Below are 26894 nucleotides of genomic sequence, written 5' to 3'. Positions count from 1 at the left end.
CGCAACGGCTGGTATTACTGGGGCATGCAGGAAGAGACGGCACGCTCCGCGATCGACACATTCATGTCCGCGTTCAACGCCTCGGACGACAGCTATGTGACTGCCCTGCTCTCCCAGGCCCTGACCTCGGACGTGGTCTTCTGGGGGCCGTTGGGTCGCAGCGAAGGAATCGCGGCGGTCGAGCGGTTCGTGCTGGACATCCGGCGCCACCCGGCGGGGACCGGCACGATGGTGCGCTGCTCGGCGGTGGACATGCCTGACGAGTGGGCCCGGTACCAGTGGGTCTTCACCACGCCGGATGGAGGCCCCTGCCTGGCGGGAACGGACGTCGTCCATCTGCGGCGGAGCCTCATCGACCAGGTCATCGTCTTTGCGGGGGAGATCGGTCCGCCCGCCTCCTGAGTCGTCCTTCTGTCGCCGTCCTTCTCGTGAACTTGTCCCTTTCGGCACTCCGGGGCTGCGGTTCACGGTCGGTCGGGCTGCGGCGTCGAGGGGCGTCCGCCCCGGCGGATGCCTTCTCGCCGCGCATGCGGGCGCATTCCTTGCGTTGGGCGGCAAGTACGTCCGGGTGGCGGGTGTCGGCGGTGCGCCGGCGCAGTGCCCGGGTTTGCGTGGGGTGGCCGCAGTGGCGGGAGTTGGCCGGGGTGAACTGCCGCAGCGGGCCGAAGCGGGCCTCGATCGGGTTGGCCCGGGATGCGTAGGTCGGGGTGAAGCACGGCTCGACCTTGTTCTCTTCGCCCGGCGGCGGATGTCGGCGCCGGTGTGGGCGGAGAGGTTGTCCGGGACGATGTGGATCGGGGCGCCGTCGGGTCGGGCGGCGCGGATCGACTTCGGCGCGGCCCGGCGTCGGCGGTGCCCTTGCAGCGGCCGTTGACGCCCCACAGGCGGTCCCGTGCTCACCGACCGCCGTTGGCCGCCGCTCCCCGCCGGGCACGACTCCCCGCCCGGCGGGTGACGCAAATCCCCGTCGAAATGCAGGAGTTCGTCCAGGAGGGATTCGGGCCGCGCTCGGGTTACGTCCAGCCGATCTCGGTGTACAGGTGGCCCGCCTGGATGGCTTCGATCGCGGCGCGTGTGTAGGGGACGATCGGGTCGGGCAGGTCGTGGGGGTACCACCAGCCCCAGCCGACGCACTTGTCCGGTTCGAGGATCGTCGGCGTACCCGTCCACCGCCGTGCTCGGAAGATCAGTTGCATCCGTGGTCGAGTCCCCGGCGGATCCACGAGGTGCACGGCGTGCGCGAACTCGACGTCGTCGGCGTCGATCACCAGTCCGGCCTCCTCCCGGGCCTCGCGCACCAGGCACGCGACGGCGGACTCCTGCTCGCAGTGACCGGCCAGGAAGTGATGGGTCGAGGGCGCGTAGACGGAATCGGGATGCCGCAGTCCGAGCAGGATCCGGCCCCGGGCGTCCTCCGCGTACAGATGGGCGCCCACGATGTTCAACACACCCTGCTGCGCACCCACCCGAGAGTGCGGTACCGGCACCCCCGCACCCACGACGTCTTGCGCGTCGCTCATCGCGACACCCCCACCCGGCGGCGAACGCCGGTTCGGGTCGGTGGTGTTGCCACCGCGCGATCGGAGCGGAGCAGAGAGGGGAGAGCCGGGTGGGGAAGCGGAAGGGCTGGACCGAGTGTCATTACGCACAGTGTAGAGACCCCCACCGACAGGGACCGAGGGCCTGCCCGCAGAGCGTAACGCGGCCGGCGGGCCGACCAGTCTGCGGTCTGCGGTCTGCGGTCTGCGCCACCGTCGACTCTTCTCCCGCAGAGTGGAGATGTCGCAAGCCTTGTCGGCATGGAGTTCGCGAAGTCGGCCAGTGCCGGCTGCGGACCGTGAACTGGTCCTGGCGTCGACCGGGTTGACGGTGCGGTCCCGCTCGATCCGCTTTCGTCCGCATCAGGGTGAACAGGGCAGCACCGGGACTGAACCGAGCGCGCCGCGCAATCGATCGGCGCTCGGGAGCGATCCACGGGTGCGTGCGAGGCCCCGGTGCCGGCGGCCGGCGTCGTCATGGCCGGCATCGGCCGGCCGTACCGACAGAGGTCCCCGCCTTCGACCGGCAGGAAGCCGGCTGCGTGATGGAGGGTTCCCGGAGGTGGGCCGTTCGGGTGGTTCGCGGGTCGTGAGGGCGCTCGGACCCGCAGGCGGATGCCGAGGGCGGGTGAGGATGGCGGGGTTCGGTTACCGAATCCCCCGTGTGCGAGGTCCCCTCGACGCGTTCGACGGGGAAAGCGTTGGTGTCGGAGCTGTCCGTTCGGATCCGCGCCCGCCCCGTCCCCATCCCCGTGGCCGGACCGGTGCGGGAACCAATGTAGGAGGAAGAGCGCATGACCGTGAACCGTGCCCATGTGATCGTCGGAGCGGGGCTGGGCGGGGCGAAGGCCGCGCAGACACTCCGGGAACAGGGCTTCGATGGCCCGCTGGTGCTGATCGGCGACGAGCGGGAGCGCCCGTACGAGCGCCCGCCCCTGTCCAAGGGCTACCTGCTCGGGAAGGAGGAGCGCGCGAAAGCGTACGTCCACCCGGAGGGATGGTACGCCGACCATGGGATCGACCTGCGCCTGGACACGACGGCCACCGCCCTCGATCCCGCCGCGCACCGGCTGACCCTCGGCGACGGCAGCCGGCTCGACTACGCCGCGCTGCTCCTGACCACCGGCGCCTCGCCGCGGCGGCTGCGGGTTCCCGGCGCGGAGCTGGACGGGGTGCTGTACCTGCGGAGGCTGGAGGACAGCGACCGGCTCAAGGCCGTGTTCCGGCCCGGGGCCGGGATCGTCGTCATCGGGGCCGGCTGGATCGGCCTGGAGGCGGCTGCCGCCGCGCGCGCGGCGGGCGCCGAAGTGGCGGTGCTCGAAAGCGCGGAACTACCGCTGCTACGGGCCCTCGGCCCGGAAGCGGCACGGGTCTTCGCCGAGCTGCACCGCGATCACGGTGTGGACCTTCGGCTCGGCGTCGAAGTCGCCGAGATCAGCGGCGGCTCCGGCACGGCGAACGCCGTCCTGCTCACGGACGGCACCCGGATCGAGGCGGACGCGGTCGTCGTCGGGATCGGCGTCACCCCCGACACCCGCCTGGCCGATGCGGCGGGGCTCGCGGTCGACAACGGCATCGTCACCGACGAACACCTGCGTACCTCCGCCCCCGACGTCTATGCCGCCGGCGACGTCGCCAACGCCCACCATCCGCTGTTGGGACGGCACATCCGAGTCGAGCACTGGGCCAACGCGCTGAACCAGCCGCAGACCGCGGCCCGGGCGATGCTCGGCCAGGACGCGGTCTACGACCGACTGCCGTACTTCTTCACCGACCAGTACGACCTGGGCATGGAGTACACCGGATACGTCGAACCCGACGGCTACGACCGGGTCGTCTTCCGCGGCGACCCCGCCGCGCGCGAGTTCGTCGCCTTCTGGCTGTCCGGCGACCGGGTCCTGGCGGGCATGAACGTCAACGTCTGGGACGTGGTCGAACCCGTCCAGGCCCTCATCCGCTCCGGCGCGACCCTCGACCCGGCCCGCTTGGCCGATACCCGGGTGCCCTTGGAGTCCCTCCTCCCGAACTGACCGAACACCCGGTCGCAAGCGGCCTCTTCGCGGGATGTGCGACGCCTTCGCGGCACGTTGCGTCCCGGCCCGGTGAGCGCCGGCGGCCTGCGCGGTCGCCCATGCGACGGCGCAGCGGGCCGGTTCGTCGGGGGTGGGGATCGCCTCGCCTGCGGTGTAGGTGCGTATCCGGGCCGTGGTGGACCAGTTCGCGCCGGGTGTCGTGTGGGCACGTCTACCAGGTTCGGCTCGGCGCCGCCCGCCACATGGTGCTCGCCGCCAGGAATCCGCGTTCGTGCGACGCCACGGCCAGGAACCACTCCCCCGGCGCAAGGGATCCGACCTCGTCGCCGGTCACCGGATCGGACAGTGGTCGCACCGAGGGAACCGCGAACCGGAACGGCGGGGCGAGCACGAGCGGCGCGTCGGATCCCATCGCCGCCGCGTCGTGGTCCGTGACGACGGGCACACGGGTGACGGCCTCGGAAGTGCCGGGCGTGGTGGGGAGTTCGCGGAGTCGGCGGTGGACCTCGGCCGCGGACGCGGGACGGTGGTCGGGGTCCTTGGCGAGCAGCGCCGGGACGAGGTCGTCCGGCGCGGCCGGAACGCCGTCCCGGCCGTGGCCCGGGGACATCGGGTGCGGGTGCGGGTGCGGGTGGGCGGCCGCAGTCGCCGCCGTGGGACGTCTCGGCCACGAATGGTCTCCGCCGGCTCACCGAAGGACGCACCAGGATCCTCGTCACCCACCACCTCACCAACGTTCGCATCGGCACAGCCGCGCTCGAAGAGCCGGGACCCCTCCGCCGCGCGCCGCGCCACAGCGCGATCCCTTGAGGCAACGCAGCCCGGACCGCCGGCGCCGTGTGTGTCGGGGGCACGACGTCACCGGGCTGCGTACCCGTCCGGGAACATCCTTCTCAGTCGTGACCGGGGTTGAGTCTCCGGCAGGGGGAGACCCGAAGGTGGGGGTATGAACGGCCACACGCTCTACTCGATCGGCGAATTGGCCCGGCGCACCGGTGCCACGGTCAAAACCGTCCGGTTCTACTCGGACTGCGGACTGCTGCCTCCCGTCGACCGCAGCCCGGCCGGCTACCGCCGGTACGACGACGGTGCCGTCGCACGCCTGGACCTGGTGCGGACCCTGCGCGATCTGGGACTGGATCTCGCGGCCATCCGCAAGGTCGTGGACCGGGAACTCGCGCTGTCGGAGGTCGCCGCGGCACATGCCGAGGCGCTGGAGGTGCAGATCCGGATCCTGCGGCTGCGGCGCGCGGTGCTGAGCGCTGTGGCCACACGCGGAGCCACCCTTGAGGAGACACATCTGATGCACCGTCTGGCCACCCTGTCCGAAGCCGAACGCCGGCGACTGATCGACGAGTTCCTTCACGCCGCCTTCGCCGATGTGCGCAATGCACCGATGTTCGCGGGGATCATGCGCTCGATGACTCCGGAACTGCCCGACAACCCCGAGGTGGAGCAGGTCCGGGCGTGGGTCGAACTGGCCGAACTCTCCCAGGACCCGGACTTCCGGGTCCGGATGCAACGGATGGTCCAGGACGAGGCGGCCACGCACACCGAGGGGGCTCCGCCCACCCCACACAACACCTTGGCCGCGATCGTCCGCGACCGGATCGCCCCGGTCGTGGCGGGCGGCGTCGAACCCACCTCGCCACAGGCCGATGAGATCGTCTCGACCCTTGTGACCCGCTGCGCACATCTCCTCGACGCCCGGGACGACGCCGAGTCCCGACGGCGACTCCTGTCCCGCTTGGAACACATCGACGACCCCCGCAGGGAGCGATACCTCGCACTGCTGGCAACGATCAACGGCTGGCCCGCCCCACAAAGCCTGCACCCGGTACTCGACTGGTCCATCCGCGCCCTACGCGCCCGGACCGGCAGCGACGAGACGGGAGCCGAACTCGGCCTTCGATGACGCGCGGTATCCACACGGGTACGGCGGTGAAGTACGTGCGGGCCGCCCATCCCGACAAAGCCCTCCCGCGCGTGCGGTGATCCACGGCCGGGCGACCCACACGTAGCCGAGTGTCGGTAGGTTCGGAATTCGGTCGTGCGGAATAGGCGGCGGGGCAGCCGGTTCAGTTCAAATGGACCGCAGGAGACGCAGAGTGGCCCGGCGCCCCGAGCCGCTGAGACGACTGCGTCCCGTGGCTCGGGCCGATCTCACATGACAACCGCGCCCCCAGGCAGGCAGGGTCAGGCGTGATGAGCTATCACGACGAGACGTCCCGCACCCTGTCCTACGCCTGCCACGACACGCTGGAGCGGGGAGGTGCATGTTCCGTGGTCGTCTTTGCAGCCGTGGAGCCGCTTCGGGATCGGGGTGCCGGGCCGGCGATTTCCTCCGCGGCCGTCCCTTGGCGGGCTGAGCGACGAGCAGCTGCCGGCCCTGCCGGCCGCCGACGGCACGGAGTTCGACGTGAAGATCGATGCGCTGCGTGCCCTGGCCGGGCGGGAGCCGGCCGAGCGGTTGATCCCGCTCGTGCCCTCGCTCGGAACCCCGGACGGCCGCCGACCCCTGCCCCTGCTCCGGCGGGCGGTCGACCGCCTCGGATCCCTCGCCGTGCCGGCGGCACGGGGGTGGGCCGTGGACGGCGGGAGTGGCCGGCCCGGCGGGGGACGGACGTGCCGGCCGACCACCCCGGGCCCGAGGGCGCTACCGGGGCTCGTGGCCGAACTCACCGAACAGTGGAAGGCCCGCGCCTGGTGCGGTCCCGACACCACGGCGAAGAGACTGGCCCGCTTCGGCCCCGAAGCCGCCGACGCCGTGCCCGTCCTCTGGCGCTACTGGCGGCACACCCCGCACTCGTACGAGCGCGCCGACTACCTGAAAGCGATCGCCGCGATCGACCCGTCCGGCTTGGACGACGCATACACCGAGTCGCTCGGGGACTGTGAGGAACGGGCACGGCTGCCGGCCATCGCCTCGGCACCCCGCCACCCGCAGACCCTGCACCGTATCGCCGTACTCCGCGACGACCCGATGGAGACACCAGCGCTACGGGCCGCTGCCGGAGCGCGGTTGGGCCCGTGATCGGCCTGAGTTTCCCTGTCTCAACCCGGCGGGACGACCGGCGACCCGTCGCGACCGACGCCGTTCCCGCAGGCCGGATTCCTCTCGGGCAGCGCGCCATCGGTGTGCAACGGGCGGCCCGCGAGCGAACGATCCATGGCCTCGAACCCGCCCCGCGAATCACGTCATCGGATCCCGCGCGCACGGGTTCATCCTCGTTCGAGCACGGGAATCCACAAACTTGTTCACCTTGCTGTTCGACGTAAGGTGGCTCGAAGGCCGATCACTGTTGGACGTCCCTTACCTCCAACGCCCGGCGATCCTCGTCGAACGCCTCGGCCTCAAGGTCCCGAAACTCGGCCGCCGGCGGGACCCGTTGCGTGGCGGTGGGCTCCTCGAGCCGGTTTCGGGTCGGGCTCAAGGGCCGCCCGGTGCGGTCGGCCCGGGGCGATCGTGCCACCCCTGGTTTCGCGACGGGGCGCCGCGCACGGGCCGCGTCCCCGACCTGGTCCAAGAAGTGAGCTGCGCCGTGCGGGGGTTGATGTCCCGGTCCTGCCTGTCCGGCCTCTCCGGCCTCTCCGGCCGCAGGAGGGCACGTGGGCCGGCAGCTCACTGTCACTGTTCTTGCAGGGCAGAGCAGGACCGCATCCGCGCCGGACCCGGCTCCGGCTGACTGTCACAGCCAGTTGGCTGAGATGGCACTATCGCGCATGTATTGCCTGGTAAAGGATCTGATCTGACCCAAGGAGACTTCACGATGCCGTCAATCAGATTCTTGCGGGCCCCGCTTGGCGCAATGGGTGCTCTCGCCTTGGCCACAACCATGATGGCCACGCCCTCCACCGCCGACCCAGCCCCCGGTGGCACCGCCCCAATCATCGTGTGGAAAACGCATACGTTCAAGAATGTTTTTTCACAAAGATGCCTGGAGATTCGCGGCGACCGGACGGACAACGGCGCCCCGGCAGGCCAGTGGGAATGCAACCACTCGCATACACAGAATTGGATAGCAAAGTACGGCCCCAACGGGTACTACACGCTCGTAAACGTCAATTCCGGATTGTGTCTGGAGATTCGCGGCGACCGGACGGACGACGGCGCCCCGGCAGGCCAGTGGGAGTGCAATGGATCACGAACTCAAGAATGGCGTGCAATTCCACATAATTCAGATGGTGAAGATATAGTCAACGCAAATTCTGATAAATGTCTCGAAATCCTTTCCTGGGGAACCGGAGACGGTGACGCAGCCGGACAGTGGACGTGCCATGGCGGCGAAAATCAGAGGTGGTACGGGACGGTCTATCCGTAGAAATCTTGCACGACACGGCCGGCAGCCCCGGAGTCGGTGGTCCACAGCCCGTGTAATTGGCATACCCATACACCACCGACGGCCCCGAGCCGACCCGACTCGGGGCCGTCGTGCGTCCGGCCTACCTGGCCAACAGGTACGCGACCAGACCCAACAGGCCCACCGCAATCAAGCTGCCGACAACCTGAACAGCGACGTCGCGGCCGAAGTGCGCCCAGGGCTCCGAGCGTTCCAGACGCGTCGTGCTTCGGTTGCCGCCTCGACCAGGCGGTGCATCGGCGAGCCCGATCCGGCACCGCCGTACAACCTTCCGACCGCGCCGCCGGTCTACCAGGGAACACACACTCTGGGGGCACAGTGCAGCGCATCACCCGACACGCCGCCGCAGCAACCCTGGCGGCGGCGGTCCTGTTCGCCACCGGCTGCAGCGGCAACGGAGACGACGACAAGACCAACAAGGTCAAAGCCGCGGGACCCGCCACGGTCACCCCGGACACGCCCAAGGCAAGCAGCCCTGCTGCGCCGACCACGAAGGCCGAAGCCGGTACAACCACAGCCGCGGCACCCGGTGCAGCAGTTGCCGTCCCCAAGCCCGACGCAGCCACCCAAGCCAAGTACGTGGCCGACCTTGACGCCATCGACCCGGCCATCGTCAACGGCAAGGCAGACCGCGCCGTCAGCCGCGGGCGCGACCAATGCACCTCGATCAAGCAGTGGCCCGGCGACGACCCGAAGCTGATCGAACTCGTCGACCAGCGGTTCACCACGCCGAACGGACCGATGGGCGCTGCGAAAGCCAAGCTCGTGTTGGCCGTCGTCCGCAAGCACATCTGTCCTGGATTCTGACCGGGCTGCAAACATGGTGCCGGGCGAAGCCGCTGTCTTGATGTCGACCGGCTGCGGCAGGGCGCGGGGTCGAGCCGTGCGCCTCCACGTGTGGGACGTGGGCGGCGTCCTGACCCAGGGCGGCTCGGGCAGCAACGCTGTGGCAATGATGCTCGCGCGCGATCACGCCGCACCCGGCACCATGCGCGAGGGCGTCCGCGACCCGGGCCGATTCAAGCTCGTCGTCCCCGCCGGGATCGGCCAGTACAGCGTCAAGGGCGCCCTGGGATGGCTCGGCTGCGGCGACGCCCTGCTCGAAGTCCCGGTGACCGACTACCGGTACGACCTGGCCGCGCTTCGCCGCGCCCTGCGCGCGTACGACGGCCGTGTGATGGCGGTGGTCGCGTACGCCGGCGACAGCCGGACGCAGACGATCGACGACCTGTCCGCCGCGCACGACGTGGTCCGCAGCGAGGTCCCGGGGATCCGGCTGCGGAGCGCTCCCGCTGCTCACACTCGACGAGTTCTTCGTCGGCAACGACGCGCAGGACTCCCTCGCCCCCAACCGATGGGAGGCGGACCGGCCCGCCGATGGGCGCCCCGAACTGGCGGAGATCCACCGACGGTTGCGCGTTCTCCAGGAGGCGCCCGACGTCGCGTGGATCCGTGTGGAACCGCACGACGACCTCGTCTGTCGCGACGACATCATGGCCGAGGCCGTCGCCCTCTGCACGAGCGCCGAGACGTGGGAGATCGAACGCCGCGTGGATCACGAATCCTTGTGCGCCGACGGGGTGATCGAAGGATTCGTCCACCGGCTCGACCGGTTCACGGATCTTCCCGACAACCCCGAAGGCCACCGAGTCGTGTCCCTGGTCTGGGACTGACGCCGAAGACACGATCGCGGACATCCGGGCCGCGGCTGTCGGCCGTCGGGGCCCATGGTCTCGTACGAATCCCGCCCGGGTTGCTCGGAGTTCGGGACGACTCCACGTCCCCCACACCCCCGGGGACGCCGGTGTCTCGACGGGAACGTGCTCCGGGACCCCGACGGATGTCGAGGCGCGCCCGGAGTAGGGGTGTGCCGATTCTTGCCGGCCGTACCGGGTGTCCTGCGGGAGCCACGCGCCCGGTGCGAGCCTGGTCTCGGCTCGGGCACGCTTCCGATGCCCACCTCCGGCCGGAATCGTGATCGAGGTACGTCTTCCACTTCGAGGAGCCTCGATGAACCGCAGAACGCAGACGATCGCGACCGTCACGGCAGCGGTCGCCGCCCTGGTGGTCTCGATGACCACACCAACCGCCGCCGCGTCGGCGCCGGCGGCCGGGACCTCGCCACCGGACATCAACGTCGCCCAAGTCCAGTCGCACCTGGCCCGACTCCAGGCGATAGCCGCCCAGTACGGCAACAATCGCGTGACCGGAACCAACGGATACAACGCGTCGCGCGACTACATCCAGAGCAGGCTGCAGAGCGCGGGCATCAGTGTCCGACAGCGGATCTGCGTCCCCTGCGTTCGCTCCGCCACGTACCTGACCGCCGAATGGCCGGCCCCGCCGCCGGACGCCCCGGAGGACCGTCGGGTCGTCGTGTTCGGCGCCCATCTCGACAACGACTTCGGCGGACCCGGCATCAACGACAACGGCTCCGGTGCCGCCGTCCTCCTGGAGAACGCGCTCGCCCTGGCCCAGGCCGACCCGGCCATGGCCGAGAGTGTGCGGTTCATCTGGTGGCCGGGTACCGAACAGGGCTTCGATGGATCCAAGTCGTACGTGCAATCGCTCACCGCGTCCCAGCGTGCCGCGATCACCGCCTACTACAACATCGACGCCGTCGGGTCGACCAACGCCGGCTACTTCGTCGACGGCGTCTCGTCGCCCACGGCCGCGCCCCTGAGGCAGTACTGGAACGCCCTGAACCTGTACCCCGAGGAGAACATCGAGGGATTCGGCCGTTCCGACAACGTGCCCTTCCGGGAGGCCGGCATACCCACGTCCGGGTATACGACGGGCACCCGCGGCATCAAGTCGTCGGCACAGGCGGCCAAGTGGGGCGGAACCGCGAACCGCCCCTTCGACGCGTGCCACCACTCGTCCTGCGACACGACCACCAACATCAACCCGACGGCCCTCGACCGCGCCGCGGACGGGATCTTCTACACGATCTGGAAGACCGCCGTGGCCTGGTGACACCTGTTCGCCCGGGGGCGTCGGCCGAACCGAACCGATCCACCGGAAACGACCTAACGGTTCTTCGCCGCTCGCGCCCGATGCGCCGCGACCGTGGTCCGGCTCGCGCACGCATTGGCACAGAAGCGGCGCGTCCGATTGCGCGACTGGTCCACGAAGCGGTCTGCCGCTGTGCGAGGACCCGGCGCCGGGCGACAACGGGCCACCCGTGATCCGACTCAGGCGCGGACCACCCGGCCGGTACGCGCTGCCGCACCGCCCGCCCCGGTCACGCGAGGGGCGAACTCGTCACCGGCGACCGGACTCGGGCGCAGGGGGTCGGGAGACGGGAGACGGAGCTTCGCCCGGTGAGCGGTAGGCGGCGAGGAAGGTGCGGATTCCGGCGGCGGCGTAGCGGTCGAGGTCGGCCTCGGTGTTGCGGGTGTTGCCGCGGAACATGGCCTGGTTCACCGGGATCCACAGCAGCAGGCCGGCGAAGTGGTGGGCGGCCAGCATCGGGTCGTCGGTCTTGAGGAGTCCTTGGTCGGTGAGGCGTCGGAAGGTGACTGCCAGTGTGACCAGGACGCGCTCGAAGCCTTGTTCGTACCAGGTGGCGCCCAGTTCGGGGAAGGTGTCCGCGTTGGCGATGATCAGGCGGCGCAGTTGGATCACCGGGGGTTGGGTGAGGGTCGTCAGGAGTCGGTGGGCGAGGCGGGTCAGGTTCTCTTCCAGGTCGTCGGCGTCGGCTGGGACGTCGGCCACCGAGTCGACCAGGTTGTCGATGCGTTCGGTGGTGGCCAGAACGATCTCGGCGAAGAGCTTCTCCTTGTCGGAGAAGTGTTTGTAGACGGTCTGCTTGGACACCGCGGCCAGTTTCGCGATGTCGTCCATGCTCGTCCCCGAGTACCCCTTGTCCAGGAAAACGCTGGTCGCTGCCTCCAGGATCGCCTCGTGTTTGCGCACGGAACGACTGTCCATCGTCCACTCCCTCTCATCCGTCTCGGCTCTCCTGGAGAGTACTGGACCGACCAGTACTCGTTTGGGTACTGTACCGTCCAGTTCCGAGCACTCGGGGGCTTTCGACCCCGCGTACCGCGTAGAAATCTGGAGTGGTTCCTCATGGACAAGGTGTTCTCCGCCGACGGCACGGCCATCGCGTACGAGCAGCAGGGCTCGGGCCCCACCGTCGTTCTCGTCGGCGGTGCGTTCATGACGCGCGGTGCTTTTGCCGGACTCGCCGCTGTGCTGGCCGAGCACTTCACGGTGATCACGTACGACCGCCGCGGCCGCGGCGACAGCGGGGACGGCCCGGAGTACGACGTGCAGCGCGAGGTCGAGGACCTGGACGCGCTGATCGAGCGCGTGGGCGGCGAGGCGATGGTCTTCGGCATGTCCTCCGGTGCCGTACTGGCACTGGAGGCCGCGGCCCGAGGCAGTGCCGTCTCCCGCCTGGCCCTGTACGAACCGCCCTTCATCACCGACGACAGCCGCCCGCCGCTGCCCGCCGACTACGTCGCCCACCTGACGAAACTCGTCAAGCAGGGCGCGTACGGAGATGCCGTGGCCTACTTCATGACCGCGGCCGTCGGCATGCCCGCCGAAGCCGTCGCCGGAATGCGGCAGGCCCCCTTCTGGGCCGGCATGGAGGCCACCGCCCGCACCCTGCCCTACGACGGCCAGGTCATGGGCGACACCATGTCCGGCCGGCCACTGCCCGCCGACCGCTGGCAGTCGGTGACCGTGCCCGTCCTCGTCGGCAGCGGGGACGCGGGCGCACCCCAGATGCTGGCCGGGGCACGGGAACTCGCCGCACTGGCCGACAACTTCGCCCTCCACGTCTTCCCCGGCCAGGAACACGACATCCACCCGGAACCCCTCGCCCCCGTCCTGGCCGACTTCTTCACCACCGGACAGCAGGCATGAGAAAAATCCTCGGCCCCCGTCGACGGTGATCATCATCGGTGGCCGCACGCCCTCACCGGCCGCCTCGGCCACCCGGGGAAAAGCCCGGTGCCTCGATCCGGGATGTCACCGGAGAGGTACCGGATTCGTGTTGCCCGCGCAGGTCACCGCACGGCCCGGGCGTCACCACACAGCCGATGGCCGGACACGCGAAACGGCACCGCGCACCGCCTTGACTCGCGCGGACCCGGCCGTCGGGCAACGTGGTCGCCACCGCCCACGATCCGGCGTCGTCGCGAACCCACACGTCACACCGTCCTCGTCGGTGTCCGTGGCGTAGACGACATCGGGCAGCGCGACGCGCAACGCCCACAACAGGTCGCGGTCGGTGTGCAACGGTGCCACGTCGCGGGCGAGGAAGCGTTCGTCGTCCGCGGCGCGGCCGGCGCAGACCTCGTCGAACTCCGGGACAGGGGCGATGCCGCAGGCCGGCATGAACTGTCGCCGAGCGGCCGTCAGCGCCGACGGTCACGGCGAAATGCCCCAACCGGCCCCAGGGGAAACCCAGATCGCCACCCGGGCGCAGCCGCTCGACCCACGTCCAGGGGACGTGGGTCGACGGCGTAGGTGGCGATCACGCGGTCGTATGCCGCGCTGTCGCGGTGGCCTTGGGCACCGTCACCGACGACGACCGTGACCGCCTTGTCGAGGCCCGCACGGGCCAGGGCCGCGCGAACACCGGCCGCCAGCTCGGGGGCGGCCTCCACACTGGTGAGGTGGCCGGCGGGGCCGACGCGGTGCGCGATCAGGGCGGCGTTCCAGCCGGTCCCGCACCCGACTCCAGCACCCGGTGGCCGGGTTCCACGTCGAGCGCGTCGAAGCCGTGTCGCAGCCAACTGCCGTTCGAGGTGAATCCATGGTCGGTGCCGCGTCGACCCGCGAGAACACGGAGCATGGGCCGGCCCTGCATTCGAACAGCCGGCCCACCGAGGCCGTAGACGTAATTCAGGATGGTGATCCACAGACCGGCCGCCCAGACGGACGAGTTCGGGATCGTCGTGTGCACGCTCTCGCCGAGGTTGTAGACGGCACGGTCGCGCCGCAGGTCACCGACCTGCTCGCGGACAGCGCTGCCGCGCGGCTGGGCCTGGTCGATCCGGCGTTCGCGCCGGGCGCGTTGACGGACGTGGCGGTGGACGACGGCGCGATGGTGCCGGCGCGCAGGACGCCGACGCTGAGGGTGACCGGTTCGAAGGCGTCGGTGGTGCGGGTGACCAGGACCTGCAGGGCGGTGACGATCTCGGCGGCGGCCGGGACCGGGTCGGCGGCCCGGTGGAGCGCGGAGCCGTGTCCGCTGCGGCCGTGGACGGGGATGCGAAACCCGGTGCCTGCCACGGTCACGGGGCCGGGGCACGAGGTGATCGCACCGGTGCGCGCTGGAGCCGACATGGCCGGCGTACGCGCGACGACCGGGGTGCCGGCGACGTCGAGGCCCGTCCATCGATGGGAATATGGGTGCAACGGGATCGACCACGTGACCGGGAAGGCCGCAAGTGACCAGCACCAACGACACGCAGACCGCCCGACCTGGCCCCGAACAGGCGGGCGACCGCATCGCGGTGGTCATCGGCAGCACCCGTCCCGCACGCATCTGCCCCGACATCGCCACCTGGATCCGCGACGTCGCGCAGGAGACCAGCCCGCTGCACTACGAGCTGCTCGACCTGGCCCAGGTCGGCCTGCCCCTGCTGGACGAGCCCCTCAAGGCCGCCCTCCAGCAGTACGCACACGAACACACCCGGGCATGGAGCCGCACCGTCAGCTCATACAGCGGCTTCGTGTTCGTCTTCCCCCAGTACAACTGGGGCTACCCCGCAGCCCTGAAGAACGCCCTCGACTTCCTGTACCACGAATGGCACGACAAGCCCGCCACCGTCGCCACGTACGGCACCCGCGGCGGCAACAAGGGTGCCGCGCAACTCCTGACCGTTCTGCAGGGCCTGCACATGCGCCCGCTCGAAGACCACCTCGAACTCGTCACCACCGACGACGACGTCGACGAGAACTGGCAGTTGAAGGACGTCAACGCCACCCTCCACTCCTACCGCGACCACGTCCGCAAGCTCGACGAGCAGATGACCGCGGCCCTCAAGGACGACCAGTAATCGACCTCGTTCCGCCCCCGCGACGACGCTCATACGGTGGACCCGAAGCGCGCGACAAGGGCCCGGGTGTCGCAAGCCGCACGAAGTGGGAGGAAGACGTACAGGGTCGTGTCGTCGTCCACCACGAGGATGCCGTCCCCGGGATCGACCGGTTCGGGTTCGGCGGCCGGCGCGGCGCACGGGTCGCGGCGGGCAATCGTGTCGACGACATCGCCCGCCGCACGACGCCGCTCGGGGCTCATCCTCGCGCGCCGCGCACGGATCGCGGGGTACTCGCGGTCCGCTACTCGGTCCCGCACCAGCTCGTCGACGAGCGGGTCTGGGTCCGCTTCCACGGCGACGAGCTGATCGTGACCGCAATGGCCGCGGGCAGCGCGGTCGAGGTCGCCCGCCACCCGCGCTCGAGGCCGGGCAGTCCGCGGATCGCCGACGAGCACTACCCCGACGCCCCGCGCGGCGAGCGCACCCCGAAGCCGACCAACCCGGCCGAGGCCCAGTTCCTGGCGATCGGACCGGGGGCGGCGGCCTGGCTGGTTGAGGCCGCGGCGACCGGCGTTCGCCGGATCAGGGCGAAGATGGCCGACGCAGTCGCGCTCGCCAAGCTCTACGGGACCGCCGACGTCGATCGGGCGCGCTCGGCACTGCGGCGACAGTGGGACGCTTCGCCGAGGGCGACCTGCTGTCGATCCTGGACCACCAAGGCGAGCACGACCGCACGGAGCCGATCCGCCGAAGCGAGACCCACAGCCTGCAGCCGGGCACCTCCGCCTGGTCAGGCTTCGGCTCGACCTGAGCCCTCGGGCCCCTCTTCGACCAGGCCGCAGGAGAACGGGAAGGACTCCAGAAACTCCTGCCGCCCCGGGTTCTCCTCGGCCTCGGCCAGGTCCGCGAGGACCTTCAGGAACCGGTCGCGCTGGTCCAGCGGCAGTCGCCCCAGTACCCAGGCGACGCTCTCCGTCATCTTCACCGCGGAGTCGGGGTCGACCTCGTCGTCCTCGCAGCTGTCGAGGAACCAGACGACGTCGACGACGAGTCCGGCGAGGACGGGCACCAGCGGGTCCGTGTCAGTCATCCGGGCAACCTATCCGGCCCCCACGACAGCAACCCCACCACCTCGGTCGACGGGCATCCCGCGTCGGCCCCGACCTGGCAAGAGCACCTGTTTCATGAACGACAATTCCGCCCTACTGGCCGCGACGCGGCCCCGCATCCAAGCGCCGGCCTCGGCGGCCGCCGCGACGTCCGGCGCCGCGTTCGACGAGGCGATCGCACTGACCCAGGTTGAAGCTGCCGCACATCCGCCGGGCGATGGCCGAGATCATCGCCACGGCGAAGGCCCAGCGCTGGGACCCGGCAGAGATCGTCCGGGCTCTGCCGGCCGAAGAGGCGGCTGGCCGCGACGCTGCCAACCTCCGCACCCGCTGCACCCGCGCGGCCTTCCCGACCGGCAAGACCTTCCACATCTGGAACGAGGAAGCGTCTTCGATCCCCATCCCGACGCAGTCCGCACTGCGGACCCTGGAATCTGATCGTCGTTGACGACATCGGGCTCCTGCCCGTCTCACCGGACGCCGCCGAGGGTTTCTACCGCCTGGTCGATGCCGCTTACGAACGGCGAAGTCTGGCCGTGAGCAGCAACCTTCATCCGTCTGGGTTCGACGAGATCATGCCCAAGACCCTCGCCACCGCGACCGTCGACCGCCTCCTGCACCACGCCCACGTCGTCGTCACGCAGGGCGACAGCCACCGCCTTGCCGAGGCCACCACCGGACGAGGCGTCGTCCCGCTCGGCTGAACCAACGAGGGGGGCGATCAACTGTCCGCCGGGGACTTTCAACGTCCGCCAGTGGGGAGATCAACCGTCCGCGAGCGGGGAACTCCTACTGTCCCTCGACAGGTTCGCCCCGGGCATACCCCCAACACTCTGCAAAGCGGGCCGCGACGCCTGTGGGACAAGGTGGAAGCTGCGTGGCGCTGCCGGGACGGGCAAGGACGCCCCGCCATCCACGACTTCGGCCCCACCGCCACCCTCGTCACGAGCGCCGACGCGGCCGTCGTCGAGCAACAGGCGTGGTACCGCGACCGACACCTTCGGGCATGGAGCGGCAGCCCGCGAACTCGACGCCGTGGCCGGTGGTCCTGGGGCTCGGTGATCGCTTTCGGGCACGAGGGCGCGCAGTTCGTCCGGGCCGGGTTCGGGGCGGATCTCGGTGGGGTCGGCCATGCTTGGCGTGGTGTCGGTCCGGTGCGTTCGACCACGTGTTTCGGTGTTGTGTCGGTCGCAGGAGGTCGACGATTGGGGCTGCCCGGTGACTTGACATGATCGTGCTCGGCGGCAAGGCCCTGTGGTGTCGTGACCGGGCGAGGGGGCGGCGTTGGTGGTGCTGGTGCGAAGAGACGTGCGGGCAGGGGGCTTGCGGTCCGTCGGCATGGTGATCGGGGCGGTCGCGTGGGGTGCGTCGGGAGCCTGGCGGGGCGCGCACGGGGGTTTTCCGCCGTCGACTGCCTGGCGGCAGACGTGCTACGGGGCGTTGGAGGGTCTTCTTTTCGGACTGTTCGCCGCCTGTTGTGCGGTGGCTGTGCTGCGGAGGTTCGGGCCGTCCCCGGGCGGGATCGAATGGCGGGTCTTCGGAACCGCCCTGGCCGTCTGGGGGCTTCCGGGGCTGCTCGGATTCATGCAAACACCCCCGGAGGGATGGCGGGTGCACATCACCCAGTGGATGGCCTACTCCGCGCTGCCGGCATACGGGTTCGCAATGTTTCTGGCGTTCTACGCAACGATCTGCGCCCGCACGCCGAGACAGCGTCTGATGTCGGCCGTGGGCCGGTTGGTCCTGGGCCTCGGCGGCATGGTGCTGATCCCACTGCCGTCCCTCGCATCCATCGGAGCGCCCCCGCCCGAGGGCGGCGGTTCGCACTACGACGGATGGGCCGCGGAGTTCCTGCCCATGAGCATCGGCCTCCTCTTGACATGCACGACGGCGGTCTCGTTGTCACGTGCCTGCAAGCGGCGGTATCGGGCTCGAACAGCGCGAAACGCATTCACCGTGTGATGTCGAGTCCTCTGCGGGTGCGGTGTGGGTTCGACCGCGACCGTCGTCCTCGACACGTTGTGCGGCGGCGACATGCCCGACCGCCTCGACCACTGCGGCGACCCGGGACGGTGGCGTGCCGGGCGCGCGTCGGGGTGTACAACCGTACTCGGGAAACCACGGCGGAAACGGCGGCGTCGGGTGCTGTTTCCGCGGACACCCGTCGATCACCGTCTGGAAGCAACTACCGTCCTGCCAAGGCGCACCCGAGCGCAGCGGCAGGCCGCGACTCGGGCCGTGACCGACGGCGCCGGCCGACGGGGTGGTCCGACGGGCGGCGTGGCGAGGTGGCCGCTGGTGGCCAGGGCGGCCAAGGCGACGGTCATGCGTGAAGGTCGGGCGGGGAGGGGGCCGGTGGACGTTTCACCGAACGAGGGCTCGCCAAGGGTGAGTTCGAAGGGACCTTTACGATGCACCTTCGTGTGGCGTGAGGGCAGAGCGGCCTCCGGGAAAGCCTGCTTCCGACGGCGCGCCTCCCTCGACACCGAACGGGGCCTCCGCGCGCCTTCCTCGGCCGCGAAGGCACGGAAGGGCCACCCGAATCGGCGCGCGGCGTCAGGTTTCGGCAAGATTGCGCCATGACATCACCATCCTTGAGTCAAGGCGCCAACCTGCGCGTCGATTCCATCCGGGTTCGTGTGCAGTTGTCGTGGTCCACGAGGAGCGGCGTTCCCGACATCGACGCGTCGGCGCTGCTGCTCACCGACGCCGGTACCGTGCGTGGGGACGCCGACTTCGTCTTCTACAACCACCCGCGCCACCCGTCCGGCGCGTTGGCGCATCTGGGCCGGACCAAGACGGCGGACGGCATCACCGACACGCTCGCCGTGGAACTCGCTCTCGTGGAGGAGGCGATACACCGGATCCTGTTCTGCGCGTCGTCGGACGGTGGCACGTTCGGCGAGGTGCCGGACCTGCGCCTTCGGTTGCTGGACGCCGCGACGGCGGCCGAGATCGCCCGCTTCGACATGACGGCCGGGGTCGAGACCGCCTTCGTCGGCGGCGAGTTGTATCGCCACCAAGGGCAGTGGAAGTTCCGCGCGGTCGGACAGGGGTACGCTTCCGGACTCGCCGGTCTGGCCACGGATTTCGGCATCTCGGTGCACGACGATCCGTCGGCGGACTCCGCCGCCGCGCAGCCGGTGCCGACGCAGCCGGTCGACTCCCCGCCGCCCCTGGCGGTATCCGTCGTCGCGCCGGCCGGAACCGGCGAGGAAGCGCTGCCCGCGGAGATGCGCAATCGCCTTTCGCTGCGCAAGGAGCAGGTCAAGGTGAGCCTCCGCAAGCAGGGCGCGGAGGGGATCACCGCGCGGGTGATCCTGGTCATGGACGCCTCCGGCTCCATGAATTGGCTTTACTCCGACGGAGTCGTGGCCGACGTGGTGGAGCGCATGGCGGCCGTGTCCGCGCAATTGGAGGACGACGGCGTGATGCAGGCGTGGACATTCGCCGACGATCCGGCACGTCTGCCGGATCTGCGCGTGGGCGAACTCCCGGAATGGTTGCGGCTGCACGTCCGTCCGGGAGGCGACGAGCCCGAGCAGGAGCTGCTGCCGGGTCAGGTCGACATGGTGGCGGTCGGCTTCGGCAACGAAGAGCACAAGGTGATCGCCGAAGTGCGCTCGTACGTCCGGGAAAATCCGTCCGCGGCCCCCACGTTGGTGCTGTTCTTCTCAGACGGCGGCATCTACTGCGACAGCGAGATCAAGCGAGAACTCAAGGGCGCGTCCAAGGAACCGGCGTTCTGGCAGTTCGTGGGCCTCGGCAACGCGAACTACGGCATCCTGAAGCGCCTCGACACGATGCGTGGCCGCCACGTGGACAATGTCGGCTTCTTCGCCGTCGACGACATCAGCGAGGTTCCCGACCAGGACCTGTACGACCGGCTGCTCTCCGAGTTCCCGAAGTGGATCACCGCAGCGCGGCGCATGAACGTGCTCTGAGCACGTATCTCCTTGCCTCCGTTGTCGCCGAGGGGCTCCCCGCGACGCCGGCGTGTCACCGCGCGGCGGACACGCGGCGGTCGCCGCGCTTGTAGCCGTCCCAGTCCAGAGGTGCGTTGGCCCTGGGGATCTGCCCGTCCGGCACTGTCGCCAAGTGTCCGCTTGAGGCGGGCCACAACTGAACGCCTCATGCTCGGTGGCGGGCGTGGCCGGTGTCGGCCGTCGGCGTCGGCGTCGGCGTCGGCCGAGGTCTGCCCGGGGCACACGCGCGACGGCGAGCCGGCCTCGGCGGACCTCCGGCTCGGGATGTTCGGGTCGGTGGGGCCACGCCCTCGACTCCAAGCCGTGGTGTCGGCCCAGCTGAGCGTGTGACAGTCCCCGTTGGCAGAATACCGGCGTGGCTGAACAATATGTGTCCGCTTTCGCGATCGATGACGCTGCGGTCTTCGGCTTGGTCGGGTCGGACGACGATGTCCCCGTACGCATGGCCCTGGCGAAGATCCGGGACCTGAGCACCGCAGACCGGTTGCTTCGTGCCACCGACCCCGGCGATGTCGAAACCGCGCTGCGCGAGATTGTGACCGGCTCTCTCGACCCCGGGCGCTCGGGCGGCTACGGGTGGCTTCTGGAACTCATCGGGCCGACCCTCGGATCGCCGCTGGGACACGTGGTCCTGCCGGGACGCGGCTGGGATCGGCTCGAAGGCGCATTCCGCAGCTGGGACCTGGCCGCGTCGGCCGACTTGTGGGCGCGCCCTTGGCCGTTCCCCTGGAGTCCCGCAGGCCCACACCCGGATCCGGACCCGTGGCCGTTCCCCATGTTCGCGTCCCCGGACGAGTTGGACCGGATCCACGACGAACTCGCGGCCTTCGACACGGACCGAATCCACACCGACGCCGACGACTTCCTCCCGGACGAGGACGACGCCGAGGAGGTCGAGTGGCTGCTCGCCGACAACCTCCCCGGGTGGGTGTCCAGCGCCCGCGCCCAGGGCCTGGGAATGCTCCTCATCCGCGACGGCGGCAGGTAGCCGCAGCCCGGTGGCGCGCCGCCGCCCATCCCCGCGCCGGACCGAGCACCCATAGGCCGGTCCGGTGCCGCGTACGACACCGGGTTGGACGATTGCGGCGCTTTCGGTGCGGGATGCCCCGGTTCCGGAGCGCATGCCGTCATCGCCATGTAGAGCCGCACCGGCCCGGGAACGTCCGTGTTGTGACGGGCCGTTCGAACGACGGGCCGCCGGCGGACCGACGGCTCCCTCGGCCGCTGTGGTGGACTCTTGATCGCGCTGGTCGATGAGGGCGAGGAACAGGGCTTCCCGGGACTCGAAGTAGCGCAGCACGCCCGTGTCGGTCAGTGCGACGCGTTCGCCGATCTCCCGGAGCGAGGCGTTCCGGTCGCCTCGGTCGCGAACACCTCGGGAGCGGTCCGCCGGATCCGCGCACGGCGGGCCACGCCTTTGGGATACGGCCGCTGCGCTGTCCGACCGCCGGGGGCCGGTTTGCCACTGGTCACCCCACGAAGTATCCGGTCAGCGGATTTCGCCGGCCGCCGCACCGCGATCAGACGTCACCATCGTGACGATCACCGGCCGAGCCGTCGTCCGGCGAATGGTCTCATCGGCGGCCGCCCTGCCACCTTGTTCAGGAGCCGAAGCCGAGTCGGTCGAACAGCACGACGCCGTCGTTGTACGCCTGGACACCGGTGACGCGGGGGGCGAAGGCGACCGCGTTGGCGGCTTCCTGGTAGACCCAGAACGGCAGGTCCTTGTTCAGTTGGAGTTGGACGTGGGTGTACGCCTCGCGGCGGACACCGGGCGCGGTGGCCAGACGGGCCCGCGTCATGGCGTCGACGACCTCGGGATTGGAGTAGCCGCTCACGTTGGTCGGGCTGCCCGGGCGAAGGAAGTCGTACAGCACAGGTTCGGGGTCGTTCATCCACAGCCCGGAGACGGCCATGTCGAAGTCTCCGGCGACGAGTCTGCGGATCAGGGTGGCGGTGTCCACCGGATCGATCTTCATGTGGACGTTGGGGTACTGCTGGACACGCCCCTGGACATACAGCGCAGTCCGGTTGGCGCTTCCCGGCGCACCGGCGACCATGTGGGTGAAGGTGAAGGGCCGGGTTCCGCCGGCGGTGAGCTTGAGGAAGGCGGCCCGAGCCTGTTCGGGTTGGTTCTCGGCGGCGGACAGTTGGATGTTGGCGAGTTCGGTGGTCGCGTCGAACACGCCACGTGCGGGTGTGCCGGCGTTGTCGTAGAGCAGACGGTTCATCTCCTGAGAGTCGAGACTGTTGACCACCGCCCGGCGCGCGGCGGGGTCGTCGAACGGCGGTCTGCGGGTGTTGAAGACGATCATGAGACCGCCGTTCAGGTTCAGTCGCACGAGTCCCAGGTGTTCGTCCTGGGCCACCTTGCCCGAGAGGGGGTCGCTGATGGCTGCCAAGTCCAGTCTGTCGGCGGCGATGGCGTCGGCGACGTTGGTTGCCCGAGGCGTCACACGTACGTCGATCTCGTCGAGATAGGGGCGTCCCGGCTGCCAGTAGCGCGGGTTCTTGCGCAGGGTGAGGCTTTTGCCCGCGCTCCGCTCGGCCAACACGAAGGGGCCGGCCCCGACCGGGCGCGTGCGCAACGAACTCGGATCTCCCAGCGTGCGTGGGGACGCGACGTAGGCAAGGCTGTTCGCGACCGTCTGATCGAAGTTGGCATTGGGTGAGGGAAGTTCCACGGTCAGAAGCAGTGGCGACTTGACGGTGAGCTTGAGGTTCGTCGCGCCGACCGTGTATCCGGAACCGCTGGAAGGGTCCGCGTGTATCTGCCAGTTCGCCTTCACCGCCGCGGCGTCGAACGGCGTGCCGTCGGAGAAGAGTACGCCCGGTCGCAACACCAGTGACCACACCCGCGCGGCGTTGTCGGGAGTGAACGACTGCGCGAGGTGCGGTTTCACCGTGCCGGTCACCGGATCCGTCCACAGGAGCGGGTCGTAGATCGCCGAGAGCAGGTTTCCGTAGGCGACGGCATAGTTCGAGGCGGAGAAGGGATCGAGCGATACCGGGTCGTCGAGGACCGCCAGCCGCAGGGTGCCTCCGGGTTTCGGTGTTCCGGCGGGATCCGCCGTGTGACGCCCGCTGGGGCCACAACCGGTCGACGCCAGGGTCAGCAGGACCGCGACGAGCACTGTCCTGGTCCGGCGGCGGCGAGGTCTCGGGCAACGCAAGGTGTGGTGCACTGTTTGCCTATCAAAAGTCGGTCTGGCGCGGCGGCGATGGGGCGCCTTGACGCGTTTGGTCTGATGCGCGCTGCGGGTCCGCGACCGGGCGTGGGCGAGAGCGCGCGAGCGAGCGGGAGCGGGAGCGCGGAGTCGAATGCGCCGCGCAAGGCGGCGACGGCCGGCGCTACTCGACGGACACGACGGCGCAGCCGTTGCGGTTGGCGATCTCCCGGCAGATGCCCGCGTGGGTCTCGATGCCGCAGATCGACCATCCGCCGCCGTGGGCGGACACCGGGACGGGAAGACTCCCCGCGGGCCGTGGGTGGCAGATCCGCACCGGGGTGTCCCCGTTCGGGCCCGGCAGCAGCCGGTCGGCGACCGCGTGCACGTCGGGACGGGGTCGACGCGCCGCGGCCTCGACGACGCGTTCGCGAATCGTGGCCGCGGTCTGTGGCGTGACGAAGGGAAGCGAGGGGAATGCGGCCATGAGCGTGGCCGGTTCCGGGGTCGGGACGAATGGTTGCGGGCGGGCGTTCACCTTCACTGCCTCCAGGGGCGGGCGTCGGCCGGCGACCGGCGTCGAGGCGCGGTCGGGCATTCCCAATGAGTGCGGGGATCATACATTCACTGGACAAATCGTCCATTGACTGGCTTATTCGTCGCCTATGCGACCCGACGGTCGACGGGGCGGGCAAGCCCGTGGCGGGGCCGGTGGTGCGGCTTCCGCGGGGGCGGAGGGGGTGCGCGAAAACCTGCATCATCTGTCGGTCGCGGCACTCGGGTCCTCGGGGCGGTACACCCCGGAGACGCGGATCCGGCCGTTCGGCGCGAGGTCGTCCTTCGCGGCGATCGCGATGTCCTCGACAACGCTCTCAGGAGCCGTGCTCGTGGCCAGGCGGATCCCGAAGTGGCAGGAATACTACGGGTGTTCGGTCACGTCGTCGACCCTCGCGGTGGCGCCTCGGCGAGGGTCCCGCCGTCTCCGGGCCGCGTCCGCAGTTCGTTCTCGAAGGGCCACTGTCGGGGTGACCTCGCAGGCGTGGAGCACGTTGTGCGTGAGGCCGCCCTCCCGGGGCTCGACGGGGGCGGTGAACCGGTGGCCGCCCCCGTCGGCCACGCGGCACCCGCGCAGTTCCGGGAAACACGAGTCGCGAGCGCGCGTTCGCCGGGGCGGTACACGAGTTCGACATGGGTGATGCGACGCGGGACGGGTGCGTCGTTCGGGGCCTGGGACATGGGGCTCCTCGCGAGGAGGCGCGCTCCGAGCCGCGCGGCACGGGACGCCATCTGATTTAGCGTTGAGCATATATTAATAGAGGGTCGCGGGGGAATGATCCTGGCGCACGGCCGGTCCGGCCGGCGCCGCGCGCACGGGTGCGCTCGTCACCGGGCCGGGGCGGGCACACCGTCGCTGCGGCGGCGGCCCTCGGCGGCGGGTCCGTGTGGTCGGGCGGCGTACGGCGGCCAGGGCGGGGTGGTCGGTCCCGAAGTGGTCGACGAACGCGGATCCCAGGGCGTCGGCCGAAACCTCCGCGACCGTCAGGGGCACGGCCACCTCCGCCACGCGCGGTCCGTGTTCGGCGGCGTCGGGGGCCGGCGCGTCGACGAGGTGGCCGAGAGCTCCGACTTCGACGAGCGCAAGCGCGGGGCCTGGATGTCCACCACGAGCTCATCGGACTGATCGCGGCGGGCGACGTCGACGGTGCGCACGAACTGGCCCGCCGACACATCGAGTTCGCGCAGTCGCACCCGCTACGGGAACGGCCTGGCGTCGCAGTGGAGTCGCTGCCGGGCGGCTGAACCGCCCGCCTCGAAACGTGTGTTCGGGGCCCGCCCCGGAGCGGCGGGCGCCCGGGTCGTCCTCACGAGCGGGCGGCCACGGCCTCCGCGCCCGATTCGGCCGGCGCCGTCGGCAGCACCGACGCGTCGACCACGCTCGGCCCCTCTACGCCGTGCAGGTCCGCGTCCACCACCGACGTCGCCGCGTCCGCGCCGATCGGGCACGTGCCGACGCCGTGGAGGAAGGCGTAGTGGCCATTCGCGATCACCCGGTCGAGCGCGCCGTCGCCGTCATCAACCGCGGTCGCGCCGCCGACGGCCAGAGCGAGGGGTGGTACGGCCTTCCTCGCGGGCCGTTCGCAGCCGGTGTTGCAGGGTCCGCGGCGATGTTTCGGGCGGCGGCCACCGCGAGCCGCAGGTGTCCGAGCGTCAACGCGACCCGGCCCTCCAACTCCAGGCGACGGTGCCCCACTTGCTCCTGCACCGCGGCCGCCGGCACCACACCGAGCGCCCGTCCACCCGTGATCCTCGGGCGTCCCGGTCACCATCGCTCCCCCGTTCCGTCCCGGCCGGGCCCGGAGGCGCCAGGCGACCCGGCCATCGAAACACCGGCCTCCCCAAGGAAGCCGGAAACCGCGCCACCGTGACACCGAAATCGGCAATCCGACGACACGGGACGGACGTTCCGGCAAAAGCCGGACAGCAGGCAGCGCGGAGGGAGTCGCAGAACACCGACCCGCGGAACGTCGCTCACCAACGCGAACCGGACCCGGGCCAAGCTCCGCCGATGCTCTGGGCACATGGCGAGGCTCCGCTCGAAAATGAAGGCGGTGCGCTTGGCGGCCGAGCACGCCGCAGCACATGCAAGCCACCGCCAACCCCGCACCATCTACCGCAATGCCCACAATCCGGCGGGCTGACCTGGGCCGGGCACAGGTTACTCGACGCGCTGAAGCAAAAGTCGCATGGATTCGATGTATGCCCCCATCCCGGGGTAGGGATCCAGAACCGCCGAGAGTCGCGCAAAGACCCGTCGGAGGACTGTCGGATCCGGCGGAAGAGGCATCTCCTGTAGCTGCTCCACCGCATGCAGAGCGTAGCTTCGGTCGGCTTCGTCGAAGTCGTGTTCATGGTTCGTCAGTGCGGAGGCGAGGGCGCGAGTGAACACTGTAATTGATTCGGTCAGCTCATCGGTGTGACTGGAAACGATATTGGCGCCGGAGTCACGGCCAACGGTGTTGTTCGTTGCCCCGATCAGGCCGCCGAAATATCTGTGGGTGAAGGAGCCTTCGTCTTTACTCATGAGATCCCATCGTGGACCGGGTCGTCTTGGGCCGCGGGTGCCTTGTCATCGAAAGCCGTTCTTGGAACCGGTCGCGGCACTTCGGCACGTGCATCCGTCACTGCTTCGCGCAGCCGGGGAATCTGCCCGAACTGCTGCAACATGGCAGGGGCCGCAGCCCCGACGGTCAGCGCCCCGAGAGCGCCGGTTGCCTGGCCTGTGGCCCCGTACAGGGTTGCGCCCGCCGCGCCGAGCATCAGTCGGGTGACAGCGATGGCGATCACGGGCCGTACATCAATGAAATTCATGAAGCTCGGCGGATCGCGGCGCTTCTTTTTTAATGCCGCCTGCCGCGCGGTCTGCCACTCGCCGAGACGATTGAAGAAGGCAACGAGTTCAATCACGGCACCGCCGGCGGCGCCAAGGAGGATGTACCCGAAGATCGTCACTGAGTCTGACCTCGCAACACCGTGATGGACGGCCTACACCTTGCGTCTTCGCCCTTGCCTCGAGTATGAGCGCTGCGAGCAGCCACCGCCCCATACTTGCCCGTACCAACAACATATTTGGAGTGGCGAGTCCAATGCTGCGGAATCCAAGCGAAAGAATCAACAGCCCGATTGAACGCTAACGGA

At 69.8% G+C, this 26894-nt stretch carries 26 protein-coding genes and 3 pseudogenes; 15 read left to right on the top strand and 14 right to left on the bottom strand.

The features are described 5' to 3' along the window. Nucleotides 1–24: 24 nt before the first annotated feature. Nucleotides 25–402: a nuclear transport factor 2 family protein gene (locus tag ABZ374_RS23260; RefSeq protein ID WP_360313999.1), complete on the top strand. Its 378-nt coding sequence runs from the start codon at nucleotides 25–27 to the stop codon at nucleotides 400–402. Between the two features lie 62 nt (nucleotides 403–464). Here the strand turns inward: ABZ374_RS23260 and ABZ374_RS23255 are convergent. Beyond that, nucleotides 465–890: pseudogene (locus tag ABZ374_RS23255) on the bottom strand (transposase); the annotation flags it as partial. A 123-nt stretch (nucleotides 891–1013) separates the two neighbouring features. After that, nucleotides 1014–1520: an NUDIX domain-containing protein gene (locus tag ABZ374_RS23250; protein WP_360313997.1), complete on the bottom strand. Its 507-nt coding sequence runs from the start codon at nucleotides 1518–1520 to the stop codon at nucleotides 1014–1016. A gap of 812 nt (nucleotides 1521–2332) precedes the next feature. Between ABZ374_RS23250 and ABZ374_RS23245 the strand changes: the two genes are divergently transcribed. After that, nucleotides 2333–3568 (top strand): FAD-dependent oxidoreductase, encoded by a 1236-nt coding sequence (locus ABZ374_RS23245; protein ID WP_360313995.1) that lies wholly within the window; start codon nucleotides 2333–2335, stop codon nucleotides 3566–3568. A gap of 214 nt (nucleotides 3569–3782) precedes the next feature. Here ABZ374_RS23245 and ABZ374_RS23240 read toward each other — a convergent pair whose 3' ends face one another. Beyond that, nucleotides 3783–4181, bottom strand: coding sequence for a hypothetical protein (locus tag ABZ374_RS23240; RefSeq protein ID WP_360313993.1), 399 nt, complete (start codon nucleotides 4179–4181; stop codon nucleotides 3783–3785). A 336-nt stretch (nucleotides 4182–4517) separates the two neighbouring features. Between ABZ374_RS23240 and ABZ374_RS23235 the strand changes: the two genes are divergently transcribed. The 6 genes from ABZ374_RS23235 (at nucleotide 4518) to ABZ374_RS23210 (ending at nucleotide 10908) form a co-directional block, all read left to right on the top strand. Continuing rightward, nucleotides 4518–5486 (top strand): MerR family transcriptional regulator, encoded by a 969-nt coding sequence (locus tag ABZ374_RS23235; RefSeq protein ID WP_360313991.1) that lies wholly within the window; start codon nucleotides 4518–4520, stop codon nucleotides 5484–5486. A 504-nt stretch (nucleotides 5487–5990) separates the two neighbouring features. Beyond that, the gene (locus tag ABZ374_RS23230; RefSeq protein ID WP_360313989.1) at nucleotides 5991–6605 is read left to right on the top strand and encodes a hypothetical protein; all 615 of its coding nucleotides are present in this window, start codon (nucleotides 5991–5993) and stop codon (nucleotides 6603–6605) included. Nucleotides 6606–7341: 736 nt separating this feature from the next. Beyond that, nucleotides 7342–7893, top strand: coding sequence for an RICIN domain-containing protein (locus tag ABZ374_RS23225; protein WP_360313987.1), 552 nt, complete (start codon nucleotides 7342–7344; stop codon nucleotides 7891–7893). A 357-nt stretch (nucleotides 7894–8250) separates the two neighbouring features. Then, nucleotides 8251–8739 carry a hypothetical protein gene (locus ABZ374_RS23220; protein ID WP_360313985.1) on the top strand — a complete coding sequence of 163 codons (489 nt, stop codon included), beginning with the start codon at nucleotides 8251–8253 and terminating at the stop codon, nucleotides 8737–8739. 605 nt (nucleotides 8740–9344) lie between these two features. Next, the gene (locus tag ABZ374_RS23215; protein WP_360313983.1) at nucleotides 9345–9605 is read left to right on the top strand and encodes a hypothetical protein; all 261 of its coding nucleotides are present in this window, start codon (nucleotides 9345–9347) and stop codon (nucleotides 9603–9605) included. Between the two features lie 337 nt (nucleotides 9606–9942). Beyond that, on the top strand, nucleotides 9943–10908 hold the full coding sequence (locus ABZ374_RS23210; RefSeq protein ID WP_360313981.1) for a M28 family peptidase: 966 nt from the start codon (nucleotides 9943–9945) through the stop codon (nucleotides 10906–10908). A gap of 53 nt (nucleotides 10909–10961) precedes the next feature. Here the strand turns inward: ABZ374_RS23210 and ABZ374_RS23205 are convergent, their stop codons facing one another. Together ABZ374_RS23205 and ABZ374_RS23200 are read right to left on the bottom strand one after the other, a co-directional pair. Continuing rightward, nucleotides 10962–11063 carry a CGNR zinc finger domain-containing protein gene (locus ABZ374_RS23205; RefSeq protein ID WP_360313979.1) on the bottom strand — a complete coding sequence of 34 codons (102 nt, stop codon included), beginning with the start codon at nucleotides 11061–11063 and terminating at the stop codon, nucleotides 10962–10964. Nucleotides 11064–11196: 133 nt separating this feature from the next. Next, on the bottom strand, nucleotides 11197–11865 hold the full coding sequence (locus ABZ374_RS23200; RefSeq protein WP_360313977.1) for a TetR/AcrR family transcriptional regulator: 669 nt from the start codon (nucleotides 11863–11865) through the stop codon (nucleotides 11197–11199). 141 nt (nucleotides 11866–12006) lie between these two features. Between ABZ374_RS23200 and ABZ374_RS23195 the strand changes: the two genes are divergently transcribed. Further along, a complete protein-coding gene (locus ABZ374_RS23195; RefSeq protein WP_360313975.1) occupies nucleotides 12007–12810 on the top strand; it encodes an alpha/beta hydrolase in 804 nt (267 codons plus the stop codon). A gap of 494 nt (nucleotides 12811–13304) precedes the next feature. On the opposite strand, the gene ABZ374_RS23190 is transcribed toward ABZ374_RS23195, so the two are convergent. Genes ABZ374_RS23190 through ABZ374_RS23180 form a run of 3 tightly spaced genes read right to left on the bottom strand, consistent with a single transcriptional unit; the run spans nucleotide 13305 to nucleotide 14238 of the window. Beyond that, nucleotides 13305–13685 carry a methyltransferase domain-containing protein gene (locus ABZ374_RS23190; RefSeq protein ID WP_360313973.1) on the bottom strand — a complete coding sequence of 127 codons (381 nt, stop codon included), beginning with the start codon at nucleotides 13683–13685 and terminating at the stop codon, nucleotides 13305–13307. Then, on the bottom strand, nucleotides 13595–13855 hold the full coding sequence (locus ABZ374_RS23185; RefSeq protein WP_360314093.1) for a hypothetical protein: 261 nt from the start codon (nucleotides 13853–13855) through the stop codon (nucleotides 13595–13597). Before ABZ374_RS23185 ends, ABZ374_RS23190 begins: the two co-directional genes overlap by 91 nt. Continuing rightward, nucleotides 13795–14238, bottom strand: coding sequence for a peptidase dimerization domain-containing protein (locus ABZ374_RS23180; protein WP_360313971.1), 444 nt, complete (start codon nucleotides 14236–14238; stop codon nucleotides 13795–13797). Before ABZ374_RS23180 ends, ABZ374_RS23185 begins: the two co-directional genes overlap by 61 nt. 104 nt (nucleotides 14239–14342) lie before the next feature. Between ABZ374_RS23180 and ABZ374_RS23175 the strand changes: the two genes are divergently transcribed. Further along, nucleotides 14343–14954: an NADPH-dependent FMN reductase gene (locus ABZ374_RS23175; protein WP_360313969.1), complete on the top strand. Its 612-nt coding sequence runs from the start codon at nucleotides 14343–14345 to the stop codon at nucleotides 14952–14954. A gap of 29 nt (nucleotides 14955–14983) precedes the next feature. On the opposite strand, the gene ABZ374_RS23170 is transcribed toward ABZ374_RS23175, so the two are convergent. Continuing rightward, nucleotides 14984–15349, bottom strand: a complete 366-nt coding sequence (locus ABZ374_RS23170) for a hypothetical protein (RefSeq protein WP_360314091.1) — start codon at nucleotides 15347–15349, stop codon at nucleotides 14984–14986. Between ABZ374_RS23170 and ABZ374_RS23165 the strand changes: the two are divergent. From ABZ374_RS23165 to ABZ374_RS23145, 5 genes and pseudogenes are all read left to right on the top strand, one after another. Beyond that, nucleotides 15233–15769 (top strand): annotated as a pseudogene (locus ABZ374_RS23165) (IS21 family transposase); the annotation flags it as partial. The gene ABZ374_RS23170 and the pseudogene ABZ374_RS23165 overlap by 117 nt on opposite strands. Before the next feature lie 450 nt (nucleotides 15770–16219). After that, nucleotides 16220–16749: pseudogene (locus tag ABZ374_RS23160) on the top strand (ATP-binding protein). A 907-nt stretch (nucleotides 16750–17656) separates the two neighbouring features. Next, a complete protein-coding gene (locus ABZ374_RS23155) occupies nucleotides 17657–18007 on the top strand; it encodes a hypothetical protein (protein ID WP_360313967.1) in 351 nt (116 codons plus the stop codon). 617 nt (nucleotides 18008–18624) lie between these two features. Beyond that, nucleotides 18625–19989: a VWA domain-containing protein gene (locus ABZ374_RS23150; RefSeq protein ID WP_360313965.1), complete on the top strand. Its 1365-nt coding sequence runs from the start codon at nucleotides 18625–18627 to the stop codon at nucleotides 19987–19989. A 397-nt stretch (nucleotides 19990–20386) separates the two neighbouring features. Further along, complete coding sequence (locus ABZ374_RS23145) at nucleotides 20387–21019, top strand: hypothetical protein (RefSeq protein ID WP_360313963.1); 633 nt, start codon at nucleotides 20387–20389, stop codon at nucleotides 21017–21019. A gap of 613 nt (nucleotides 21020–21632) precedes the next feature. On the opposite strand, the gene ABZ374_RS23140 is transcribed toward ABZ374_RS23145, so the two are convergent. The 5 genes from ABZ374_RS23140 to ABZ374_RS23120 form a co-directional block, all read right to left on the bottom strand. Continuing rightward, entirely contained in the window at nucleotides 21633–23165 is a 1533-nt protein-coding gene (locus ABZ374_RS23140; RefSeq protein ID WP_360313961.1) for an ABC transporter substrate-binding protein, read from the bottom strand. Between the two features lie 217 nt (nucleotides 23166–23382). Further along, nucleotides 23383–23685 carry an alpha/beta hydrolase gene (locus ABZ374_RS23135; RefSeq protein ID WP_360313959.1) on the bottom strand — a complete coding sequence of 101 codons (303 nt, stop codon included), beginning with the start codon at nucleotides 23683–23685 and terminating at the stop codon, nucleotides 23383–23385. A 1375-nt stretch (nucleotides 23686–25060) separates the two neighbouring features. Next, complete coding sequence (locus ABZ374_RS23130; protein WP_360313957.1) at nucleotides 25061–25525, bottom strand: GMC oxidoreductase; 465 nt, start codon at nucleotides 25523–25525, stop codon at nucleotides 25061–25063. 389 nt (nucleotides 25526–25914) lie between these two features. Beyond that, on the bottom strand, nucleotides 25915–26280 hold the full coding sequence (locus ABZ374_RS23125) for a hypothetical protein (RefSeq protein ID WP_360313955.1): 366 nt from the start codon (nucleotides 26278–26280) through the stop codon (nucleotides 25915–25917). After that, entirely contained in the window at nucleotides 26277–26708 is a 432-nt protein-coding gene (locus ABZ374_RS23120) for a hypothetical protein (RefSeq protein WP_360313953.1), read from the bottom strand. The genes ABZ374_RS23125 and ABZ374_RS23120 overlap by 4 nt, the downstream gene beginning before the upstream one ends. Nucleotides 26709–26894 lie beyond the last annotated feature (186 nt).

Origin of the sequence: Embleya sp. NPDC005971 (genome assembly GCF_040629175.1) — a bacterium.
GTDB lineage: Bacteria > Actinomycetota > Actinomycetes > Streptomycetales > Streptomycetaceae > Embleya.
The sequence above is the reverse complement of the archived record's forward strand: the minus strand, read 5'-3'. Positions and strand labels throughout refer to the sequence as shown.